This is a genomic window from Streptomyces sp. NPDC031121 (genome assembly GCF_055570615.1).
Map to the genome: position 1 here is coordinate 582,640 of NZ_JBVIGV010000002.1, position 15,935 is coordinate 598,574.

Below are 15,935 nucleotides of genomic sequence, written 5' to 3' on the forward strand. Positions count from 1 at the left end.
GGCCGGCGGGAGCGGTGACGTGCAAAACTGCTACCCCGTCAGAAGACGGCCCGCGCAGGGCGGGCGGGAGGGCAACGGAAGGGGGCGGCGTGGCCGTACCACCGCAGCAGGGCCCGGGCCCGTACGGCGGCCGCGACGGGCACATGGTGGTCTGCGGCGACGACGGGCTGGCGCACCGGCTCGCCGCGGAGCTGCGGCACGTCTACCGCCGGCGGGTCGTCCTCGTCGTCCCCGGCGACCAGGAGCAGGAAAGGGCGGTCCGGCAGCCGGGGCGGGGTTTGGCGGGCCGGTTCGGCGCGGTCCTCGGGGCGTTCCCCGGCGCCGCCGCCTCCGGGGCGGCGCCGGGGAACGCCCCGGAGGAGGACCTGGCGGCGTCGGCGCCCACCGAGGACGTGCTCCTGCGGGCCGGCGCGGACCGGGCGGCCGCCCTGGCCCTGCTGTACGAGGACGACGAGACGAACCTGCGTGCCGCGCTCACCGCCCGCAGGCTGAGCCCCGGACTGCGGCTCGTGGTCCGCATGTACAACCGCAAGCTCGGCCAGTACCTGGAGACCCTCCTCGACCAGACCGTCCTCATGGCCGAGCCCGGGATCGACCGGGAGGCCCTCGACGCGTCCACGACCGTGCTGTCCGACGCCGACACCGCGGCGCCCTCCCTCGCGGCGACCGCGGCCGCCGGGTCGGGGAAGGTCGTCCAGGCCGACGGCCTGCTGCTGCGGGCCGCCGAGCGGCACCCGCAGCAGGGGCGCGGGCCGTCCGACCCGGGACTGTGCACGCTGGCGCTGCTCTCCTCCACGGCCTCCGACCCCGCGGGTGCCGAGGGCTCCGACTCCAGCGGCCCGTCGGCGCCGGAACTCCTCCCGGACGACCGCACCGTGCAGAGCGCGGCGGGGCGCGGGAGGATCGTCCTGGAGACGGTCCGCCACACCGGGCCCGCGCTGCCCGCCCGCCGGCTCGCCGGCCGCGGCGCCCCGCTGGGCGAGCTGTTCTCCCCGCGGCTGCGCTGGGCGCTCGCCGGCGTCGTCGCCTCCGTCCTCGCCCTGAGCGTGACCACCACCGTGCTCACCGACACCGGCCCCGTGCACGCCGTCTACCTGACGCTGCTCGACCTGTTCTCCATCAACGACCCGGCCGTCGACGAGTCCACCACGCGCCAGGTCCTCCAGCTGCTCTCCGGGCTCGTCGGCCTCGCCCTGCTGCCACTGCTCGTCGCCGGCGCGCTGGAGGCCCTCGGCACGTTCCGGGCCGCGGGGGTGCTGCGGCGGCCTCCCCGGGGGCTGTCCGGGCACGTCGTCCTGCTGGGCCTGGGCAAGATCGGCACGCGCGTCCTGGCGCGGCTGCGCGAACTGGGCATCCCCGTCGTCTGCGTCGAGGAGGACCCCGACGCCCGCGGCATTGCCCTCGCCCGCAGCCTCCGGGTGCCCGTCGTCCTCGGCGACGTCACCGACGAGGGCGTACTGGAAGCCGCGAAGATCCACCGCGCCCATGCCTTCCTCGCGCTCACCAGCTCCGACACCACGAACCTGGAGGCCACGCTCTGCGCCCGCACCGTCAAGGGCGACCTGAAGGTGGCGCTGCGGCTGTACGACGACGACTTCGCCACGGCCGTGCACCGCACCCTGCGCACCGCCCACCCCGGCGCCCTCACCCGCAGCCGCAGCGTCACGCACCTCGCCGCTCCGGCGTTCGCCGGGGCCATGATGGGCCGGCAGATCCTCGGCGCGATCCCGGTCGAGCGGCGGGTCCTCGTCTTCGCCGCCCTGGTCGTGGCGGGGCACCCGCACCTGGAGGGCCGTACGGTCGCCGAGGCGTTCCGCCCCGGAGTCTGGCGCGTCCTCGCGCTCGACACGGCCGACCCGCAGGCCCGCCGGCCCGACCTCGCCCATCCGCCCTCCGACGGCGAGCAGCCCCAGCTGCTGTGGGACCTCCACCCCGGCTACGTCCTGCGCCCCCAGGACCGCGTCGTCGTCGCTGCGACCCGGCAGGGCCTCGCCGAACTCCTGCGCACGGCGCCGGCGTCGCACCGCCCCGCACCGCGCTGACCCGGCTCACGGTTCGATGAGACCGGCGCGGATCGCGCAGCGGGTGAGTTCCGGGCGGTCGCGGAGGCCGGGCTCCTGGAGCAGGTTGGCGCGGTGCCGTTCGCCGCGCCTGGCAGCATGTCCTCTTGGCGCGCCGGGCCGCCCGACCGGCCCGCCGCACCTCGCACCACCATCGCAAGAACAAGAGAAGGGGATGGGCTGTGCCTGCTCCACGGATGAGCACCACGCCGCTGCCCGGCATCGGCGTGCAGTACGACCTCACCACGCGTGAACACCAGCATCTGTCGGTGATCGCTCACCTGGACGGGACGCGCACCGTCAACGTCTACCGCACGGACGACCCGGACGCCTGCGCCCAGTCGCTGCACCTGACGAGCGGCGAGGCGGACACCCTGGTCGACGCGCTGATGCCGGCGCACCACAGCCCCAACCTGCTGTCCACGACCGGCCTGGGGCTGGTCGCCGAGCGCATCGAGCTGTCCTCCGGGTCGCGCTGGAACGGCCGGACCCTCGGCGAGACGCGGATGCGGACCGAGACCGGCGCGTCCCTCGTGGCGGTGCTGCGGCGGGCGGAGGCGATCCCGTCCCCGGGGCCGGATTTCCGGCTGGCCGGCGGGGACACCCTCATCGTGATCGGCACCCGCGAGGGCGTCGAGGCGGCCGCCGCGATACTCGGACGGGAGTGACGCGTGCACTCCTCCGCGATCTTCCTGATCGAGTTCGGTGCGATCATCCTCGCGCTCGGCCTGCTCGGGCGCCTGGCCGGCCGTTTCCGGTTCTCTCCCATCCCCCTGTACCTGCTGGCCGGCCTGGCCTTCGGCGAGGGCGGCCTGCTGCCCCTCGGCGCGAGCGAGGGCTTCGTCGCGATCGGCGCCGAGATCGGCGTCATCCTGCTGCTGCTGATGCTGGGGCTGGAGTACACGGCGAGCGACCTGGTCTCCAACCTCAAGACGCAGTACCCGGCGGGTCTGGTCGACTTCGCCCTGAACGCCGTGCCCGGCGCGCTGGCGGCGCTGCTCATGGGCTGGGGGCCGGTCGCCGCGGTCGTGCTGGCCGGTGTGACGTGGATCTCCTCCTCCGGTGTGATCGCCAAGGTGATGGGCGACCTCGGGCGCCTCGGCAACCGCGAGACGCCGGTGATCCTCAGCGTGCTGGTCCTGGAGGACCTCGCGATGGCCGTCTACCTGCCGATCGTGACCGCCCTGCTGGCGGGCGTGAGCCTGGCGGCCGGCAGCGCCACGCTGGCGATCGCGCTCGCCGTGGCCGGTGCGGTCCTGTTCGTCGCCGTCCGCTACGGGCGGCTGATCTCGCGGTTCGTCTCCAGTGACGACCCCGAGAAGCTGCTGCTCGTGGTCCTCGGGCTGACGCTGCTGGTCGCGGGCATCGCGCAGCAGCTCCAGGTGTCCGCGGCCGTCGGGGCGTTCCTCGTCGGTATCGCCCTGTCCGGGGAGGTCGCGGAGGGCGCACACACGCTGCTGAGCCCGCTGCGGGACCTGTTCGCCGCGGTGTTCTTCGTCTTCTTCGGCCTGCACACGGACCCGGCGAGCATTCCGCCCGTGCTCCTGCCGGCCCTGGCGCTCGCCGTCGTCACCGCCCTGACGAAGGTCGCCACCGGCTACTGGGCGGCCAGGCGGGCCGGTGTCGGCGCCAAGGGCCGCTGGCGTGCCGGCGGGACCCTGGTGGCGCGCGGCGAGTTCTCGATCGTCATCGCGGGTCTCGCCGTCAGCGCCGGCATCGAGCCGTCGCTGGGCCCGCTGGCGACCGCGTACGTGCTGGTCCTGGTCGTGGTCGGGCCGCTGACCGCCCGCTACACCGAGCCGTTGGCCGCCTGGGTCGGCGAGCGCCGCCGCCGGGGCGGCGGGCCGTCGTCCGGTGAGCCGGCCGCGGCGGAGCCCGTCCGGGATGCGGTCGGCCGCGTGTGACGTGAGGAAGGCCGGGCGGCGGCCGCCGGTGCGCGGGAGCGTGCCGGCGGCCGCCGCCTCTGCCGTTCCCGGCCCCCGGTCAGGCGCCGAGCGCGGTGAAGCCCCCGACGAGGGTCCCGTGACCGGTGTGCGCGGCGACGGTGGCCCCGGGGTGCCGATCCCGTACCCGTAGCGCGGCATCGGGAAGCGCTGCCGGCGAGCCGGGGCGCAGGGGCGGCCCCGGCGGCAGTGCACCACCGGTTCCGGCAATTGCGAAATTCAGCAAGTCATCACATCATGGAGGCGCTGCGCCCCCAGGCGGCCCCGGGTACAGCCGACCCGTCCGTGCGGCCGCCACGGTGAGGCGAGGAGTCGAGGGCCCGTGCCGGTTCCGCTCTACCAGGCGAAAGCCGAGTTCTTCCGGATGCTCGGGCATCCGGTGCGCATCCGGATCCTGGAGCTGCTCCAGTCCGGCCCGCTGCCGGTGCGGGAGCTGCTCGCGCGGATCGAGGTCGAGCCCTCGGCGCTGTCGCAGCACCTCGCCGTCCTGCGGCGCTCGGGGATCGTCACGTCCAGCCGCGAGGGGTCCAGCGTCGTCTACACCCTGGCCGGCGGTGACGTGGCGGACCTGATGCAGGCCGCCCGGCGGATCCTCACCGAGATGCTGGCCGGGCAGGACCAGCTCCTCGCCGAGCTGCGCCGGGGCGCCCGGGAGGCCGACCGCAAGGCCGGAGCCGCGCGCCCGTGAGCGTCCTCGGCAGTGCGCGGGCCCGGCTCCGCTCCCTCCTGCCCCGCCGGGCCGATCTCGCGGCCATGGCGCGTAACCCGCGGCGGGACCTGCCGGCCGGGCTGACCGTCGCCGTCGTCGCCCTCCCGCTCGCGCTCGGGTTCGGCGTCTCCTCCGGCCTCGGCGCCGAGGCCGGGCTCGCGACGGCCGTCGTCGCGGGGGCGCTCGCCGCGCTCTTCGGCGGCTCGAACCTCCAGGTGTCGGGCCCCACGGGCGCGATGACGGTCGTCCTGGTGCCCATCGCGGCCCGGCACGGCGCGGACGGCGTCCTCACCGTCGGCCTGCTGGCCGGGCTGATCGTGATCGGACTCGCCCTGGTGCGCGCCGGCCGGTACATGGCCTTCGTCCCGGCGCCCGTCGTCGAGGGCTTCACCCTCGGCATCGCGCTCGTCATCGGCCTCCAGCAGATCCCGAACGCCCTCGGCGTGCCCGGAATCGAGGGGGAGCGCGTCGTGCCCGTCGCGTGGCGGGCCGTGGAGGAGTTCGCCCGTACGCCGAACTGGACGGCCGCGGCGCTCGCCGCCGGCGTGGCCGCCGTGATGCTGCTCGGTGCCCGGCTGCGGCCGGGGGTCCCCTTCTCCCTCCTCGCCGTGATCGCCGCGACCGCCGCCGCGCAGGCCTTCGGCCTGGACGCCGCGGCGCCCATCGGCGAGCTGCCCGCCGGGCTTCCGGCGCCCTCCCTCGCCTTCCTGGACCTCTCCGCCCTGGGGTCGCTGATCGCCCCGGCGGTCGCGGTCGCGGCCCTCGCCGCACTGGAGTCGCTGCTGTCGGCGCAGGTCGCCGACGGCATGGCGGCGGGCCGGAGGCACGACCCCGACCGGGAGCTGTTCGGGCAGGGCCTGGCCAACCTGGTCGCCCCGCTGTTCGGCGGCGTTCCGGCGACCGGCGCCATCGCCCGTACCGCGGTGAACGTCCGCTCCGGTGCCCGCTCGCGCCTCGCCGCCCTCACCCACGCCGCGGTCCTCGCCGTGATCGTGTTCGCCGCGGCGCCCCTGGTGTCGAAGATCCCCCTCGCGGCCCTCGCCGGCGTCCTGCTGGCCACCGCGGTCCGCATGGTCGAGGTGGCCTCGCTGCGGGCGATGGCCCGGGCCACCCGCTCGGACGGGCTGGTCCTCGTCCTCACCGCGATCACCACGCTCGCCCTCGACCTCGTGTACGCCGTCATCATCGGCCTGGCCGCCGCGGGCGCCCTCGCGCTGCGCGCCGTGGCGCGGCAGACGCGGATGGAGAGGGTGGACCTCCGCGCCGACCTGCCCGGGGAGCACGGCGAGGAGGAGCACGCGCTGCTCGCCGAGCACGTCGCCGCGTACCGCATCGACGGACCGCTCTTCTTCGCCGCCGCCCACCGCTTCCTGCCGGAGCTGGCCGGCGTGGCCGGCGTCCGGGTGGTCGTCCTGAGGATGTGCGGCGTCACCACGATGGACGCGACCGGGGCGCTCGTCGTGAGGGACGCCGTCGAGAAGCTGGACCGGCGGGGCATCGCCGTCATGGTCTCGGGGGTCCGGCCCGCGCAGCGCCGGGTCCTCGACTCCGTCGGGGCCCTGGACCTGCTGCGCGGCCCGGGCCGGGAGTACGCGACGGCCTCGGACGCCCTCGCCGGCGCCCGCTCCCACCTGCGGGACGCCGGGCTGCTGCCCCTGCTGCCGGGCCAGAGGCCGGCATCCGGGCGGGAGGGCGCGCGGTAGCCGGCCCTCGCTCGTCCCGGCGGCACGGGGTGCGTGAGGATGGGGGCATGACGACGAGACCGCATCCGACGGACAGCCCGGCACCGGCAGGGGGGAGGCCGTGCGCATGAACACGCCGCTCTACCAGCTGAAGGCGGACTTCTTCAAGACGCTGGGGCATCCGGTGCGGATCCGCGTCCTGGAGCTGCTCAGCGAACGGGAGCACGCGGTGAGCGAGATGCTGCCGCACCTGGGCATCGAGCCGGCGCACCTGTCGCAGCAGCTGGCGGTCCTGCGCCGCGCGAACCTGGTCGTGTCCCGGCGCGAGGGAGCCGCCGTCCTTTACTCGCTGACGGACCCGCAGGTGGCGGAACTCCTGGCCGTCGCGCGCGGAATCCTCTCCGGCGTGCTCGCCGAACACGCGGGGCTGCTGGCGGACCTGCGGGCGGCGGGAGCGAACCCGCCCGCCTGAGGGCGCGCACCGGCGGGGCGGGGAGGCCGCCCGGCGCCGGGGGTCACTTGTCCGCGTGCTGGCCCAGGTAGAACAGCAGGTACACGAAACCGGCGAACGCGTGGGTGGCGAAGACGTAAACGAAGACGCGCAGCATCACGCCGCGCTCCTTCCACTTCTCCCCGTCGGCCGGTGTCACGGTCACGCCTCAGGCCTTCTTGACGACGCCGGACTTGAGCTGCATGTTGCCGAAGCCCTCGATGCGGCAGTCGATGTCGTGGCCGTCGACGCCGTCCACCAGCCTGATGTTGCGCACCTTGGTGCCGGCCTTGATGCCGGAGGGGCTGCCCTTGACCTTGAGGGCCTTGACGACGGTGACCGTATCGCCGTCCTGGAGGACGTTGCCGACGGCGTCCTTGACCACCTTCTCGCCGGACTCGGCGCCCGGGGCCCCGGACGGGGCCGGCGACCACTCGTGTCCGCACTCGGGGCAGACCAGGAGCGCGCCCATCTCATAGGTGAAGGTGCCGGAGCACTCCGGACACGGCGGCATGGTGTCGTTCATGCGGAAATCGTAGGCCATGGGTCGGGGAGGGGACGCGGTGTGAGGATGGAGGGGCCGCCGCTCAGGGGCGGTGATCCGGAACGAGACGTACGGAGCGACGTGCAGCAGCGGCAAGCCGAGGGCCCGGTCGAGTGGATGGAGGACCGCCAGGTCGCGCTGTACCTCGCGGCGATGGCGGCCGGCGGAGCGCTGGCATGGCTGGTCCCGGCCGTCGGCTCCGGCCTGGAGCACGCCGTCAACCCGGTCCTCGGCGCACTCCTCTTCGTGACCTTCCTCCAGGTGCCGGCCGCCGAGCTGGTCCGCTCCCTGCGCGACGGCCGGTTCCTGGCGGCGGCGCTGGTGGTGAACTTCGCCGTCGTCCCGCTCGTGGTGGCCGCGATGTACGCGTTCCTCCCCGCCGACCAGGCCGTCCGCCTCGGCGTGCTGCTGGTACTGCTGTGCCCGTGCGTGGACTACGTGATCGTCTTCTCGGGCCTGGCGGGCGGCTCCAGTCGGCGCCTGCTCGCCGCCACGCCGCTCCTGCTGCTGGCGCAGATGCTGCTGCTGCCCTGCTTCCTCTCCGTCTTCATGGGGCCGGGCCTCGCCGGCGTCGGGGCGTTCGGTCCGTTCCTGGAGGCGTTCCTCACCCTCATCGCCGTCCCGCTCGCGCTCGCCTGGGGGCTCCAGGCGTGGGCGGCCCGCCGCCCGGCCGGCGGGAGGGCCGCGGCGGCGGCGACCACGGCGATGGTGCCGCTGATGGCCGCGACGCTCTTCACGGTCGTCGCCGGGCAGCTCCCGAAGGTGGGCGGCAGCCTGGCCGGCGTCGCCGCCGTCATCCCCTTCTACGCGGCGTTCCTCGTCGTCATGGCCTTCGCGGGCCGGGCCGTGGCCCGCCTCTTCCGCCTCGACACGGGGGCCGGCCGGGCGATCGTCTTCAGCGGCGCCACCCGCAACTCGCTCGTCGTCCTCCCCCTGGCCCTCGCCCTCCCCGACTCCCTCGCCGTCGCGGCCGCGGTGGTGGTCACGCAGACCCTGGTCGAGGTCCTCGGCATGACGGCGTACGTCCGCCTCGTACCGCGCCTGCTGCCCGAGGCCGCGCCGGCTGCCCGCTGAACCGGTGCGCGGTGCTCGGCGGGCGGGCCGTCAGGGGCGGCCTCCGCGGAGGCGCCGGAGACCTCGCCGGCAGTCCGACGGGCCGCGCACGCGGGAACGGGGCGGCCGGCACCCCTGGTGGAGGGTGTCGGCCGCCCCGTGGGCGGGCGCGCCGCGCAGGCCGGGTGCGCGGGCCCGCGTCAGGGGGCCCCGTGCCCCTCGTGGGGGGAGGGGCCGTCCGCGGGGGGCGAGCCGTGGCCCGGAGCCGACTCGATCGTGCCGCCCAGGCGGTCGCGCAGCGGGGCCAGCGCCTCGGCGGACCCGGCGGTGACGACCCAGCGGGGGCCGACGAGGTAGGTGCCCCCGTAGGCGCGGGCCTCGGCCAGCCAGGCGGTGCGGCCCTCCTCCGTGCCGAACGTGGCCATGCGGTACGCGGCGGCCCCCGTACCGCAGGCCCCCTCCCGCAGTTCCTCGGCGTCGACGGTGACCTCGGGCGTGCAGCCGAGGGCTCCGGCGATGTCCTCGAGCGGGGCGGGGCGGGGGGCCGGCGGAGCGGACGCGGCCGCGGCCCCGCCGGGGGCCGGCCCGTCCGGGGAGGCGGCCGCCCCGCCGCCCCCGCAGCCGCCGCACAGCAGCAGCACGGGCAGGGCGGCGGCGCAGGCGGCCAGGCGGGCCGGGGTCGGGATCACGGCTTTCCTCACGGGTCTCAGCCGGCCGAAACCGGGGCCTTCTTGCCGGTCTCGGTGACCGCGAACCACAGGCCCTGCTTGTTGTGCCCGCTGGTCTGACCGGGCTGGGTGTCGCCGGTGAACGTGTACACCGGCCAGCAGTCGATCGTCAGCTGCTCGGTACCGTCGGGCCGCTTCACCGTGCCGATCAGCTCCGGCCGGATTCCCGACGCCTTGGACTTGTCGACCGGGGCGGCGGGCTTCCACGTCTCCGCGCACGCCCCGACACAGGTGACCTTCATGGGCCAGGCACTGTCCTTGTCGAACCGGTAGAGGGTGCGCCACTGCCCGTCGACGAGTATCTTCCCGAGCTTTTCGTTCGCGGCGACGGAGAGTTCCTTGTCCGGATTCTTCGAATATCCGCCCGAACCCGATCCGCCGCCCGTTCCCATCCCCATTCCCATTCCCGTGCCGGTCTGGCCGCCGCCTCCCTGCTGCTTCTTGTCGACCGCCTTCTTCCCGTCGGGCGCCAGGGCGTGCCAGGTCCCGCCGACGCCCTCGCCGTTCGCCTCGCCCGCCCGGGTGTCCTTGGCGTACCGGTAGACGGGCCAGCCGGCGAGGGTCAGCTGCCTGGTCCCGTCGGAGCGGGTGACCGCGCCGAGCAGGCCCGCGTCGATGCCGGCGGAGGCGGTGGCGTCGTCGGCGGGGACCGGCGGCCACGCCGTGGCGCAGTCACCGTCGCAGTTCGACTTCGGCGGCTGCGGCGTGTCCTTCTCGAAGCGGTACAGCGTGGCCCCGGCCCCGTCGGTGACGACGCTGCCGACCGACGCGATCTCCCGTACGGCGAGCTGCCCGGCCGGCCCGCCCTTGCCGCCGCCGGCCGCGTCACCCGCCGCCGAGCCCGCGCCGGAGCCGCTCAGCTCTCCGGGGGCGGCCCCGTAGCCGCTGCCCGAGCCGTAGGCGTCCGCGAGGGACTTCCCCGCGCCCACGGGCTGTACGGAATTCCCGCCGCGCGCCTCGCCGCCGCCTCCGCAGGCCGCCGTAAGCATCAGGACGGCGGCCACCGATCCGACGGTTGTCACGCGGCGCATCTTGTTCACGATCGCTCCTTCGGGTTTTTCCCGGGGGTTTTGCTGCCGAGTAATTCATAAACCCCGCAAGGGGCCTGGAAGGGAAAAGGCGGGGAATTTGTCAGAAGCCGCTAACCGGTGAACTGGCCGCCGTGCGCACCGTCGCCGGCTGCTCACTCCTGGATGCGCAGCGCGAGGGCGGGGCAGCGCCGCACGGCCCGCAGGGCCTTCGCCCTGAGCCGCTCCGGCACGGGCATGACGGCCTGCGCCGGGAAGCCGTCCGCGTCCAGGCGGACGACGTCCGGCAGGAGGTCGGCGCAGAGCCCGTGGCCCCGGCACAGCGTCCAGTCGACGACGAGCCGCTCGGGGTTCTCGTCGGCGGGCAGGGGCAGCGCCCCGAGGACGCGGCGGCCGCAGCCGCTGCCGAGGGCGTGGTCGCGCAGTTCGTCGGGGAACACGGCGAGCGCGGAGGCGACGAAGCCGGAGGTGCCGTCGGGGTGGCTGCACGCGCCGCGGCCGCGTACCGCCCGCATGCGGGTCTCGATCGCCTCCCAGGCCGTCCTGCCGCCGCCCGCGACGAGTTCCTCCACGGCCGTGGCGAGGGAGGGCAGGCCCCTGACGCACGGGCCGCACTGGCCGGCGGACTCGTCGGCCATCCAGCGGGCCACGCGGGCCACTTCGCCGGCCGGGCAGGTGTCCTCCGGCAGCGGCAGCACGGCCCCCGCGCCCAGGACGGCGTTGACGGAGGACAGCGACTGCCGGGACAGGTTCACCGAGCGCGCGGCGGCGGCGGTGAGCCACCGGCCGTGGTACCCGCCGACGAGGACGCCCTGCCCCGGGGAGTACCCGCACAGCTCCAGGACGTACGCCAGGGAGGTGCCGGTCGGCACCTCGACGACGGTCGACCCGGCGACCGTGAGCAGGACGGTGCCGGGCTCGGAGGGCAGGCCGGCCGAGCAGTAACCGGAGGCGCCGAGCCGTGCGGCGACGGCGAGTTGGGCGTACGTCTCGGTGTTGGACAGCAGGGTCGGGACCCCGCCGAGGCCCCGGTCGCTGGTGCGGACCTTCTGCCCGTTGGGCAGGGCGGGCCCGCCCTCGATGCCGTTGATGAGGGATGTGCCCTCGCCGGTGACGAAGCGTTCGGGGAGCCTGGCGACGCGGACGCGGCTGCCGGCCGGACCACGCTCGGCGACGGCCGCGCGCAGGGACTGCTCCACGTCGTCGCGGGTGACGCCGACGACCACGTCGTCGGCGCCGAGCGCGGCGGCGGCGAGGAGCGCCCCGTCGAGGACGAGGTGCGGGGCGTGCAGCAGCACCGCCTTGTCCTTGAGGCAACTGGGCTCGCCCTCGCTGCCGTTGACGACGACGGCGGTGCGCCCGTCGCGGGACCGGGCGGTGCGCATGACCGCCCGCAGCTTGCGGGCGAAGGGGAAGCCGGCTCCGCCGCGGCCCCGCAGGTCGATGTCCTCGGCGAGTTCCACGAGTTCTTCGGGCCGGTAGAGGGGCAGGGCGCCGTGCACGGCCAGGTGGTCGGCGCGGTCCAGGCGCGGCAGGGTGTCGAGGCCTGCCAGCACCCGGGGTTGGCCCACGCATCCGAGGGCCGGGGTCACCTCGGTCACCGGCCCCTCCGCCTGCCGCCGAGCGGCTGTCCGGGAAGGTCGGGCACGATGTCGAGCCGGCTGGTGACGAACGCGGCGCCCGCGCCGTAGGGCGGGCGGTCGGGTATGGGGGCGAGGGTGGGCCGCGGCGGGGTCTCCGGGCGCGGCGCCCGTCCGGCGGCGGCCGGGCCGGCGGCGCCCTGCACGCTCACGGGATCGGGGAGGGTGTCGACGAACGGGCCGGGCTGGGGTCCGGACGGGTTCCGGCCGCCCTGCCGGGCGAGGCGGGCGGTCAGCCGCTCGGCGGCCCACTCGGCGGGCCGGCGTACGAAGCGCTGGGCGGCCCCGGCGCGGTCCGGGCCGCCGGGGCGGGCGGCGGGCTGAGGCTGCGCGGCGGCGGGGCGGGCCCGTTCGGTGCGCATCCGCTCCCGCATGCGCAGGACGAGCAGGGTGGCGACCGCGACGAGGCAGAGGGCGTACGCGGCGGTGACCCAGCCGCTGGCGGGGCGGCCGGCCTTGAGGCCGTGCACGAGCGACGCCCCCCAGGCGGGGTAGGCCCCGACGTGCAGCACCCGCCACCAGCGGGAGCGGCCCTTGGTGGCGAACGCGCTGCGGACGGCGCCGGAGACGGCCACGCTGACGAAGAAGTACCCGGCGAGGCTGCCGAGTCCGATCAGCATCGGCTGGTTGTCGTCGGTGAAGGGGACGAGGACGGAGCCGACGTCCGTCCGCGATTCGGCGATCTTGATCCAGACGTGCAGGGCGAGGAAGCCGAGCCCCGCGACCGCGAGTCCGCGGTGGACGCCCTGGGCGACGATCCGGTGGCCGGAGGTGAGCAGGACGCGGTCGGTGGCGGCGAGGCCCCACAGGACGGCGGAGGTGAGGGAGACGAGCGAGAGGACGCCCGCCCCGTAGTCCAGGAACTCCCACAGGTTGGTGAGGGCGCCGGCCCGGGCGGCGACGCCGAGGGCCAGAAGGGCGGCGAGCGCGCCGAGGGCCAGGGTGGCGGGGCGTGGACCTCCGGCGGGGGACAGCAGCGGGGGTCGGCGCACCGCCCGCCGTCCGGCTGCCGCGGCCGCGGCCGCGCCGGCGTGGCGTCTGGTCCGGCGGGCCCGGTGGGAGCGGGGCGCGCGGGTCTGGGACAGGGGCATCGGGTTCTCCCATACGCCGGGCCCGAGGCACTCCACTTCGCACTCGGCGCCCGGGGTGGTCGACGGAACTGCTCCGCGGCGGGCGGGAGATGGGCCTCGCCGGCCGGGAGCGGGGGCCGGAGTGCAGAAGCATCGTGGACCTTCGCAACGCCTCCACAGTATTTATCGAATCGTGACAAGTTCTTGTGCGTGTGGCGCCGCCGCGACGAACGTCCCCGGAAGATTCCCTTCCAACGGTGCGGCGGCCCCCACGGCCACGCCTGGTCGTCCGCCACACCTCCCCGTCGGCAAAATCGAGGCAAAGCCGCGGGACCGCAAGTGGCTGACGCCCTCCTGGAGGGTGTACGAGGTGCTCAACTGCCCCGTCCGCAAGGCCGGTACGGGCAGGGGGGCGGCTCGACGCGGGCCTGTCACCCTCCCCGCGGGGCAGGCCGTACCCCGGCATGAACGAGGTAACAATGTGCGAACTGCTGAACCGTATCTGGGCCCGACCGCGCGGCGAGTGGACCCGGGTCCTGCGCCGGGAGCTCCCCGCGCTGGCATCCGGGATGGTGGAGGAGCTGAGGGACGGCCTCCCCGGCTTCGCCGCGCTGGTGGATGACTTCGACGACGAGGTGGTCAGAGCACAGGTCGAGGCGGCCCTGCTGACGGCGCTCGGGTACCGGGAGCCGGCGGCGCGCCACCAGGAGCGCGCGGAGGTCCACGGCGCCGCGCCCGACGGCGGCCCCGAACCGGTCAGGGCCGGCCCGTACGGCACGCCCGCGGGGCATCCGGACGTCGACGACGACACCGACGAGGACGGCCGCACGGGGATCGACCCGGAGGAGGACGTCGACCTCGACGTGGCGGCCCTGGACGCGGCCGGGGCCGGGCTCCACGGAGGCGCCCTGCACGGGCCGGGACTGCACGGCGGGGCTACGGACCCGGTCCTGGACCGGATCCCCCGCCAGGGCTCGTACCGGACGCGGACGGCGCCGCTCACGGTGGTCGCGTCGGACGGCCCGGGCGGCGGCGCCTCGGAACGGGCGCGGAGGGAGCTCTTCTTCGCTCTCACACATGACATGCCCATGGCTGAAATCGCGCTGTCGGAACTCGCCCGCGCCGCCGGCTGGCCCCTCCCCCCGGAGATACGCGCCATCGCCCTCGCGACACCGGGCGAGACCCAGCAGCTGGCCGCCGCCCTCGGCGACGCCCTGGCCGGCATGGTCGGCGGCCAGCCGTGCCTCCTCGTCCCCAGTCCGGACGACCCCGACACGCGCATCGCCCTGGAGACCCTGCTGCGCGGCCGGTTCGCGGCCGTGGGGCATCCCGTCGCACCGCGCGACACGAGCCATTCCCTGCGCTGGGCCCTGCGCCTGCTGGCCCTCGCCCCCCAGCGGCCCGGACCGGAGGGCCGGCCCCTCTTCGTCGACGACCACCTCTCCACTCTCCTCCTGCTCCAGGACGAACCCCTCGCGCACGCCCTCGCCGCCCGCTGGCTGCGGCCGCTGGCCGACCTGACGCCGCGCCAGAGCGAGCGGCTCGAAGTCACCCTCCTGGCCTGGCTGGAGGGAGGCGGCGCCCCCGAGGCCGCCAAGGCGCTGAGCGTCCACCCGCAGACCGTCCGCTACCGGATGCGGCAGCTGGAGAAGCTCTTCGGCCCCGGCCTGCGCGACCCGCGCACCCGCTTCGAGCTGGAGATGGCCCTGCGCAGCCGCCGGCTCATGGCCCAGGTGCGGCGCCAGTACGCGCGCGTCGGCCGCAAGGCCCGCGCCGCCGCCACCGACTTCCGCCCCCTCGGCGTGGACCGCATGGCCCGCGTCAACGGCCTCTAGCACCGCCCCCCGCCGGCGCGGGCGGCCCCTCCACAGCCAGCCCGCACCCAGTCCCCTCCCCTTTACTCCCCTGCTCCCCCGCGGCCCCGGCCCGCTCGCCGCCCATCCGGCGCGAGCGGTCCGGGGCCGTGCGTGTGCCCGCCGCCGGGCAGCGCGGCGTGCAGGTCCAGCAGTTCGGCGTACGCGCGCGAGCAGTGCGCGCAGGACGCCAGGTGTCCGGCCAGGCCGGGCGCGCGCAGGGCCCCGCCGCGCCGGACCGCCGCGCCGAGCGGGCCCGCGTAAGCGCGGCAGCGGGGGTCGGGGGCCCCGTCGAGGTGCGCGCGCAGGTACGCCTCCCGGAGCCCCTCACGGGCCCGGAACGCCAGCGACGTCACGGCACTGGGGGTGATGCCGAGCAGCAGCGGCACGGGGTGCGGGCAGTCGTCCTCGACCAGGGTGTGCCACAGGACGGCCCGCCAGCGCTCGGGCAGCGTGCGGAACGAGCGGGCGACGAGCCGGCGGTCCTCGCACTCCAGCAGCCGGCGCTGCGGATCGTCCCCGCCCGCCCCGGGGCCGCACCACGGCTCGACGTCGGGCGTCAGCACCGTCCGGCCCGCGCCGGCCCGCCACTCGGCGGCCGTGTGCCGGACGACCGCCAGCAGGTACGGGCGCCACCGCTCCCGCGGGCCGGCTCCGGAGCGGACGGCCTGGAGGGTCCGCAGGAAGGCCTCGGAGGCGAGGTCCTCGGCGTCGTGCGGGGTTCGGCAGCACGCGCGCGCACATGCGAAAGCGGCGGCACCGTGCCGCCGGTGGAGCAGTTCGCAGACTCCGGCGTCCGCGGTCCCGGCCGCGAACGCGCGGCGGAGCCGCCGGATGAGCTCCGCGTCGGAAGGCCCGGATCCGGCACCGGGCTCCGGTGCGGGCCGCGGCTGCGGCTGCGGCTGCGGCTGCGGCTGCGGCTGCGGCGCGGGCTGGGGTTCGTTCTGGGGCTCGGGTTCGGGCGCTAACCCGGACATGGCACTCCCTGGGTACGTCGGCCCCCGCCGGGGGCCCTCGGAACGGCTGCGCACACGCGTACGGCGGTGGGGGGGGGGGGGGGGGGGGGGGGGGGGGGGGGGGGGGGGGGGGGGGGGGGGGGGGGGGGGGGGGGGGGGGGGGGGGGGGGGGGGGGGGG

15 protein-coding genes and 1 pseudogene are annotated in these 15,935 nt (G+C 76.0%); 8 read left to right on the top strand and 8 right to left on the bottom strand.

The features are described from left to right. Positions 1-143 precede the first annotated feature (143 nt). On the top strand, positions 144-2,042 hold the full coding sequence (locus tag ACZ462_RS05590; protein ID WP_467809526.1) for a potassium channel family protein: 1,899 nt from the start codon (positions 144-146) through the stop codon (positions 2,040-2,042). Positions 2,043-2,048: 6 nt separating this feature from the next. Here the strand turns inward: ACZ462_RS05590 and ACZ462_RS05595 are convergent. Beyond that, positions 2,049-2,144: pseudogene (locus tag ACZ462_RS05595) on the bottom strand (DNA-binding response regulator); the annotation flags it as partial. Between the two features lie 113 nt (positions 2,145-2,257). Here ACZ462_RS05595 and ACZ462_RS05600 point away from each other — a divergent pair. The 5 genes from ACZ462_RS05600 (at position 2,258) to ACZ462_RS05620 (ending at position 6,866) form a co-directional block, all read left to right on the top strand. Continuing rightward, on the top strand, positions 2,258-2,728 hold the full coding sequence (locus ACZ462_RS05600) for a cation:proton antiporter regulatory subunit (RefSeq protein ID WP_467809511.1): 471 nt from the start codon (positions 2,258-2,260) through the stop codon (positions 2,726-2,728). Between the two features lie 3 nt (positions 2,729-2,731). Then, positions 2,732-3,964 carry a cation:proton antiporter gene (locus tag ACZ462_RS05605; RefSeq protein WP_467809510.1) on the top strand — a complete coding sequence of 411 codons (1,233 nt, stop codon included), beginning with the start codon at positions 2,732-2,734 and terminating at the stop codon, positions 3,962-3,964. A gap of 361 nt (positions 3,965-4,325) precedes the next feature. Next, on the top strand, positions 4,326-4,691 hold the full coding sequence (locus tag ACZ462_RS05610; RefSeq protein ID WP_467809509.1) for an ArsR/SmtB family transcription factor: 366 nt from the start codon (positions 4,326-4,328) through the stop codon (positions 4,689-4,691). Between the two features lie 65 nt (positions 4,692-4,756). After that, positions 4,757-6,415, top strand: coding sequence for a SulP family inorganic anion transporter (locus ACZ462_RS05615; RefSeq protein ID WP_467809525.1), 1,659 nt, complete (start codon positions 4,757-4,759; stop codon positions 6,413-6,415). Positions 6,416-6,521: 106 nt separating this feature from the next. Next, a complete protein-coding gene (locus ACZ462_RS05620) occupies positions 6,522-6,866 on the top strand; it encodes an ArsR/SmtB family transcription factor (protein ID WP_467809507.1) in 345 nt (114 codons plus the stop codon). A 43-nt stretch (positions 6,867-6,909) separates the two neighbouring features. Here ACZ462_RS05620 and ACZ462_RS05625 read toward each other — a convergent pair whose 3' ends face one another. Next, entirely contained in the window at positions 6,910-7,050 is a 141-nt protein-coding gene (locus ACZ462_RS05625) for a DUF6126 family protein (protein ID WP_467809506.1), read from the bottom strand. A gap of 3 nt (positions 7,051-7,053) precedes the next feature. Beyond that, the gene (locus ACZ462_RS05630) at positions 7,054-7,410 is read right to left on the bottom strand and encodes a zinc ribbon domain-containing protein YjdM (RefSeq protein WP_467809504.1); all 357 of its coding nucleotides are present in this window, start codon (positions 7,408-7,410) and stop codon (positions 7,054-7,056) included. A gap of 135 nt (positions 7,411-7,545) precedes the next feature. Here ACZ462_RS05630 and ACZ462_RS05635 point away from each other — a divergent pair, with 135 nt between their 5' ends. Then, positions 7,546-8,502, top strand: a complete 957-nt coding sequence (locus ACZ462_RS05635; protein ID WP_467809524.1) for a bile acid:sodium symporter — start codon at positions 7,546-7,548, stop codon at positions 8,500-8,502. Positions 8,503-8,681: 179 nt separating this feature from the next. Here ACZ462_RS05635 and ACZ462_RS05640 read toward each other — a convergent pair whose 3' ends face one another. From ACZ462_RS05640 to ACZ462_RS05655, 4 genes are all read right to left on the bottom strand, one after another. After that, positions 8,682-9,170: a hypothetical protein gene (locus ACZ462_RS05640; RefSeq protein ID WP_467809503.1), complete on the bottom strand. Its 489-nt coding sequence runs from the start codon at positions 9,168-9,170 to the stop codon at positions 8,682-8,684. Between the two features lie 17 nt (positions 9,171-9,187). Beyond that, positions 9,188-10,240, bottom strand: coding sequence for an SCO0930 family lipoprotein (locus ACZ462_RS05645; protein WP_467809523.1), 1,053 nt, complete (start codon positions 10,238-10,240; stop codon positions 9,188-9,190). 152 nt (positions 10,241-10,392) lie between these two features. Further along, positions 10,393-11,838 carry an NADH-ubiquinone oxidoreductase-F iron-sulfur binding region domain-containing protein gene (locus tag ACZ462_RS05650; RefSeq protein ID WP_467809501.1) on the bottom strand — a complete coding sequence of 482 codons (1,446 nt, stop codon included), beginning with the start codon at positions 11,836-11,838 and terminating at the stop codon, positions 10,393-10,395. Further along, positions 11,835-12,968, bottom strand: coding sequence for a hypothetical protein (locus tag ACZ462_RS05655; protein ID WP_467809500.1), 1,134 nt, complete (start codon positions 12,966-12,968; stop codon positions 11,835-11,837). Before ACZ462_RS05655 ends, ACZ462_RS05650 begins: the two co-directional genes overlap by 4 nt. 443 nt (positions 12,969-13,411) lie before the next feature. On the opposite strand from ACZ462_RS05655, the gene ACZ462_RS05660 reads away from it, so the two are divergent. Next, on the top strand, positions 13,412-14,782 hold the full coding sequence (locus ACZ462_RS05660; protein WP_467809499.1) for a PucR family transcriptional regulator: 1,371 nt from the start codon (positions 13,412-13,414) through the stop codon (positions 14,780-14,782). A 62-nt stretch (positions 14,783-14,844) separates the two neighbouring features. Here the strand turns inward: ACZ462_RS05660 and ACZ462_RS05665 are convergent, their stop codons facing one another. After that, positions 14,845-15,777 carry an RNA polymerase sigma factor gene (locus ACZ462_RS05665; protein WP_467809498.1) on the bottom strand — a complete coding sequence of 311 codons (933 nt, stop codon included), beginning with the start codon at positions 15,775-15,777 and terminating at the stop codon, positions 14,845-14,847. Positions 15,778-15,935 lie beyond the last annotated feature (158 nt).

What these genes read in the sequence shown, in the direction of transcription:
- ACZ462_RS05590 (WP_467809526.1), top strand. Translation starts at nt 144, where the DNA reads ATGGTGGTCTGCGGCGACGACGGGCTGGCGCACCGGCTCGCCGCGGAG.
- ACZ462_RS05600 (WP_467809511.1), top strand. Translation starts at nt 2,258, where the DNA reads ATGAGCACCACGCCGCTGCCCGGCATCGGCGTGCAGTACGACCTCACC.
- ACZ462_RS05615 (WP_467809525.1), top strand. Translation starts at nt 4,757, where the DNA reads ATGGCGCGTAACCCGCGGCGGGACCTGCCGGCCGGGCTGACCGTCGCC.
- ACZ462_RS05620 (WP_467809507.1), top strand. Translation starts at nt 6,522, where the DNA reads ATGAACACGCCGCTCTACCAGCTGAAGGCGGACTTCTTCAAGACGCTG.
- ACZ462_RS05630 (WP_467809504.1), bottom strand. Translation starts at nt 7,410, where the DNA reads ATGAACGACACCATGCCGCCGTGTCCGGAGTGCTCCGGCACCTTCACC.
- ACZ462_RS05635 (WP_467809524.1), top strand. Translation starts at nt 7,546, where the DNA reads ATGGAGGACCGCCAGGTCGCGCTGTACCTCGCGGCGATGGCGGCCGGC.
- ACZ462_RS05645 (WP_467809523.1), bottom strand. Translation starts at nt 10,240, where the DNA reads ATGCGCCGCGTGACAACCGTCGGATCGGTGGCCGCCGTCCTGATGCTT.
- ACZ462_RS05655 (WP_467809500.1), bottom strand. Translation starts at nt 12,968, where the DNA reads ATGCCCCTGTCCCAGACCCGCGCGCCCCGCTCCCACCGGGCCCGCCGG.
- ACZ462_RS05660 (WP_467809499.1), top strand. Translation starts at nt 13,412, where the DNA reads ATGAACGAGGTAACAATGTGCGAACTGCTGAACCGTATCTGGGCCCGA.
- ACZ462_RS05665 (WP_467809498.1), bottom strand. Translation starts at nt 15,777, where the DNA reads ATGTCCGGGTTAGCGCCCGAACCCGAGCCCCAGAACGAACCCCAGCCC.